Source organism: Methylobacterium sp. WL103 (assembly GCF_008039885.1).
GTDB lineage: Bacteria > Pseudomonadota > Alphaproteobacteria > Rhizobiales > Beijerinckiaceae > Methylobacterium > Methylobacterium cerastii.
In genome coordinates this window covers 1-4,248 of sequence record NZ_VRUX01000369.1, presented here as the reverse complement: position 1 = coordinate 4,248, position 4,248 = coordinate 1, and the positions used below count along the sequence as shown (strand labels likewise).

Sequence of the window (4,248 nt, the reverse complement as noted above, 5' to 3'; positions counted from 1 at the left end):
GGACAGCTCCAGGGCCAGGCGCCAGCCGCCGACGGCGCCTGGCCCTGGAGCTGTCCCGCGCGCTCGGGGGCCGGCTGCCGCTGGAGACGCTGCTCGCCGACGCGATCCGCCACGCCCGCGAGGGCTGTCCGGTCTCGCCCTCGGAAGGGCGCTACGTGCCGAAGGAGCTCGACACCCTCCACGACGCCCCGAACTTTGCGAAGACGTTCCTCAAGGAGGGCAAACCGTGGCCGGTGGGCGACGTGCGGAGGTTGCCGGCGCTGGCCGCGACCCTGGAGCAGCTCGCCCATGCCGGGCTCGACGACTTCTACCGCGGCGACGTCGGCCGCGAGATCGCCGCCGACCTCGAACGCCTCGACGCCCCGGTGACCAGGGCCGACCTCAAGGCCTACCAGCCGCGCGAGCGCTCGGCCCTCTCGATCCGCCGCCGCGACGCCATGCTCTACAACTTTCCGCCGCCGACGCAGGGGCTGGCGGCGCTGCTGATCCTCGGCATCTTCGACCGGCTCGACATCCGTCAGGCGGAGACCACGGCGCATTACCATGGGCTGATCGAGGCGACGAAGCGCGCCTTCGCGATCCGCGACCGGGTGGTGACCGACTACGACCGCCTGGTCACGGACCCGGCCCAGTATCTCACGCCCGAAAACCTCGCCCGCGAGGCGGCGCAGGTCGACATGGCGCGCGCCGCCGCGATCCCGCTGCGCAACCCCGGCGAGGGCGACACCGTGTGGATGGGCGCGATCGACCACGACGGCCTGGCCGTGTCCTACATCCAGTCGATCTACTGGGAATACGGCTCCGGCTGCGTGCTGCCGGCCACCGGCATCCACTGGCAGAACCGCGGCACCTCGTTCTCCCTCGACGAGACGGCCGTGAACCCGCTGGAGCCGGGGCGGCGCCCGTTCCACACCCTGATCCCGGCGCTCGCCTGCTTCGACGACGGCCGGGTGATGGCCTACGGCTCGATGGGCGGCGACGGCCAGCCGCAGTTCCAGGCGCAGGTCTTCACCCGCTACGCCGACTACGGGCTCGGCCCCGCCGACGCGGTCGACGCCCCGCGCCTGCTCTACGGCCGCACCTGGGGCGCGGAATCGCTGACCGTGAAGGTCGAGGACCGCTTCGACCCGGCCTGCATCCGGGCGCTCGGCCGGATGGGCCACGAGATCGAGGAGCTCGGCGGGGCCTACATCGACTCGCTCGGGCATGCCGGCATGCTGGTCCGCCACCCCCGCAACGGCCGCATCGAGGCGGTCCACGACCCCCGCTCGGACGGCGGCGCATTGGGTTTATGAGAGAGGCAGGCGCTCGCGCGGCGCGCCGCTAGGCGTCCGCGCGGTGTTGGGACGGTCGGTCCGATCGGAGAAGATCAGGATGTTGCCGCCGACGGCGATCGCGAGGCCCAGCACACCCGTCGCGTCCCACCGATAGTCCTCGAAGAGCGTCGAGATCGCCAGGGCGACAATCGGAAAGAGCACGGTCGCGTAGGCCGCACGCGAGGGTCCGATGCGGGCAACCAGCATGAGATAGGTCGTGAACCCGACGACGGAGCCGAAGATCGCAAGGTACAGCAGAGCGAGGACGTAGGTCTCGCTCTGCGGCATGACGAACGGCGTGTGCGTGAACCCGATGAGAACGAGCAGGGCCAGGGCGCCGTAGGCCATGCCCCACGCATTGGTGAGGCTCGGTAGAAGCCCGGCCGTGCTGTTGCGGCGTGAGGCCATGTTGCCGAGCGAGAACAGCAGCGTGCCGAGCGCCGCCAAGCCGAGGCCCTTCAGCGTACCGGCGTCGAGCCCAACGACCACGTTCCGCCCGAACAGGAGCCCGAGGCCGACGACGCCGAGGGCTGCCGCGAGCATGGTGCGCACGGTGACCGGGGTTCCGAAAATCAGCCGCGCGTTGACGGCGTTGAACACTGTGACCAGCGAGAACACCACCGAGACGAGGCCGGATGGAATGAACCCGGTTGCGGCATAGAAGCAGATGAAGTTGAGACAAAACAAGCACAACGCCTGCACAGCGATGTAGGGATGATGCCGCAGGGCAGGTATCGTGAGGCGCCTGGACACGAGAAGGACGACGAACAGGAACGCGGCCGCGAGCGCGAAACGATAGAAGACCGAGACCAGAACCGGCACGGGTCCGATCTCGGCGGCGATGGCGATCCACGTCGTCCCCCAGATCAGCACGGTGCACGCAAAGAGAAAGACGTTCATGCCGTGGCCGATCCGAGGGCGAGACTGGGTTCAGCCTAGCCGGCGTGGTCTTGGCGTTCTTGCAGGATCTTGCGGCGCAACTTGCCACTGATCGGATCCAACGGATCGACCGTGGCGCGAGGCGGATTAAAATGGGATCGAAGTCTCCTTCGAGGTACGCCATGCCCCCCGGTCACGCCTCCGTGTTCGATTTCCTCTCGGCTTCGCCGAGCGCGCGGACGCATGGCGTGCTCGACCTCGGCTTCGGGCGCTTCGCCGCGCTCTGGCGCAACGATAGCGACCACGTGACCTACGCCGGAGCGCACGGGCACACCTTCAGCCTCTACTTGAAGGGTGGACACGGCACACGCCGCGTGGACGGACGGGCCGTGGCCGGCTGGCCCGGGGCGTTCTGCGTGATGCCGCACTGCCATCGATCGGAGTGGACGATCACGGCGCCTTTTTCTTTCGTGCACCTGTACCTGCCGGCCGACGAACTCAGGCGGACGTTCGCGGAAACCTTCGAGCGCGACGCGCGGATGTTGGACGTGGCGGATGTCACATTCGCGGAGGCGCCTCGTCTCGCGGCCACGCTCCTGCGAATTGCCGCCTCGGTCGAGGAAGGCGACCCGCTCGCGGCCGAAGCGGCGATGGTCGAGATGGTCACACAGTTCCTGGTCGACCCGCGATGGGGCGGCGTCCGCCGCCGCACCCTCACAGGAGGCCTCGCACCGCATCTCGGGCGGCGGATCGCAGACTACGTCGAGGGGCACCTGCATCGGACGATCCGCCTGGCCGATCTCGCGACCATCGCCGGATTGAGCCCCTTTCACCTCCAGCGCGCTTTTCGAGCGAGCCGCGGCGTGTCTCCGCAGGTCTTCGTCGCGCACCGGAGGATCGAGCGGGCCAAAGCGCTGTTGCGCGGACGGGAGCCGGTCGCGGCCATTGCCCTCGCCTGCGGCTTCAGCAGCCAGAGCCACCTGACCCACGCCTTCCGGATGGCGACGGGCCTGACACCGGCCGCCTACCGAACACGAACCTGAGGAATGTGCCGGTCACGAAGCGACCGAACGGAGTGGTTGAGGGACCGCCGGCGTTTTCGCACGCTCTCCGTCATCCCGGGCTCTGCTGCGCAGCCCCGGGATGACGGGGCGTGATCGGGTCAGGCGGCGCGGACGGTGGCGAGGAAGCGATCGACTTCCGCCGCCAGGTGCTCGGACTGGCGCGAGAGCTCGGAAGCCGCACCCAGCACCTGGCTCGCCGCCGCGCCGGTCTCCTCGGCCGCGTCCGCCACGCCGGCGATGTTGCCGGTCACCTCCGCCGTGCCCAAAGCCGCCTGGCTGACGTTGCGCACGATCTCCTGCGTCGCCGCGCCCTGCTGCTCCACCGCCGCCGCGATCGAGGTCGCCACGTCGCTGATCTGGCGGATGCGCCCGGTCATCCCCCCGATCGAGGCGACCGCCTGACCGGTCGAGGTCTGGATCTGCGCGATCTGGCCCGAGATCTCGCTCGTGGCCTTGGCCGTCTGCTCGGCCAGCGCCTTCACCTCCGCCGCCACCACGGCGAAGCCCTTGCCGGCGGCGCCTGCGCGCGCCGCCTCGATGGTGGCGTTGAGCGCCAGAAGGTTGGTCTGCCCGGCGATGTTCGAGATCAGCCCGACCACGTCGCCGATGCGCGAGACCGCAGCGCTCAGCGCCTGCACCAGGGCGCCGGTCTGGTCGGCCTCGTGCACCGCCGCGTGGGCGAGGGCGGCCGAGCCGCCGACCTGGCGCCCGATCTCCAGCACCGACGCGCCGAGTTCTTCCGCCGCCGCCGCCACCGTGGTGACGTTGGTGCCGGCCTCCTCGGCGGCCGCCGCCACCGTGGTGGACTGGCCCGCGGTCTCGGCGGCGGTCGCGGTCAGGGTCCGGGCGGTGGCCTGCAGTTCGGTCGCCGAGGACGAGACCATCCCGACGATGCCGCCCACCGCCGCCTCGAAGTCGTCGGCCATCTGGCGCATCCCGGCCTTGCGCTGCGCCTCCGCCGCCAGCCGCGCGTCCGCCGTCTCCGCCTC

4 protein-coding genes are annotated in these 4,248 nt (G+C 70.3%); 2 read left to right on the top strand and 2 right to left on the bottom strand.

The window, feature by feature from the left end:
• On the top strand, positions 1-1,295 hold a 1,295-nt coding region (locus tag FV222_RS18610), incomplete at its 5' end, for a gamma-glutamyltransferase (RefSeq protein ID WP_147815362.1).
• Here FV222_RS18610 and FV222_RS18605 read toward each other — a convergent pair.
• Complete coding sequence (locus FV222_RS18605; RefSeq protein WP_147815361.1) at positions 1,290-2,216, bottom strand: DMT family transporter; 927 nt, start codon at positions 2,214-2,216, stop codon at positions 1,290-1,292. The two genes, FV222_RS18610 and FV222_RS18605, sit on opposite strands and share 6 nt — an antisense overlap.
• Positions 2,217-2,377: 161 nt before the next feature.
• On the opposite strand from FV222_RS18605, the gene FV222_RS18600 reads away from it, so the two are divergent.
• A complete protein-coding gene (locus FV222_RS18600) occupies positions 2,378-3,238 on the top strand; it encodes an AraC family transcriptional regulator (RefSeq protein ID WP_147815363.1) in 861 nt (286 codons plus the stop codon).
• Positions 3,239-3,357: 119 nt separating this feature from the next.
• On the opposite strand, the gene FV222_RS18595 is transcribed toward FV222_RS18600, so the two are convergent.
• Positions 3,358-4,248: methyl-accepting chemotaxis protein (locus FV222_RS18595; RefSeq protein ID WP_246685540.1), on the bottom strand; the 891-nt coding region annotated here is incomplete at its 5' end.

Bases quoted from the DNA above. Each gene is read 5' to 3' on its own strand.
- FV222_RS18605 (WP_147815361.1), bottom strand. From the start codon at position 2,216: ATGAACGTCTTTCTCTTTGCGTGCACCGTGCTGATCTGGGGGACGACG.
- FV222_RS18600 (WP_147815363.1), top strand. From the start codon at position 2,378: ATGCCCCCCGGTCACGCCTCCGTGTTCGATTTCCTCTCGGCTTCGCCG.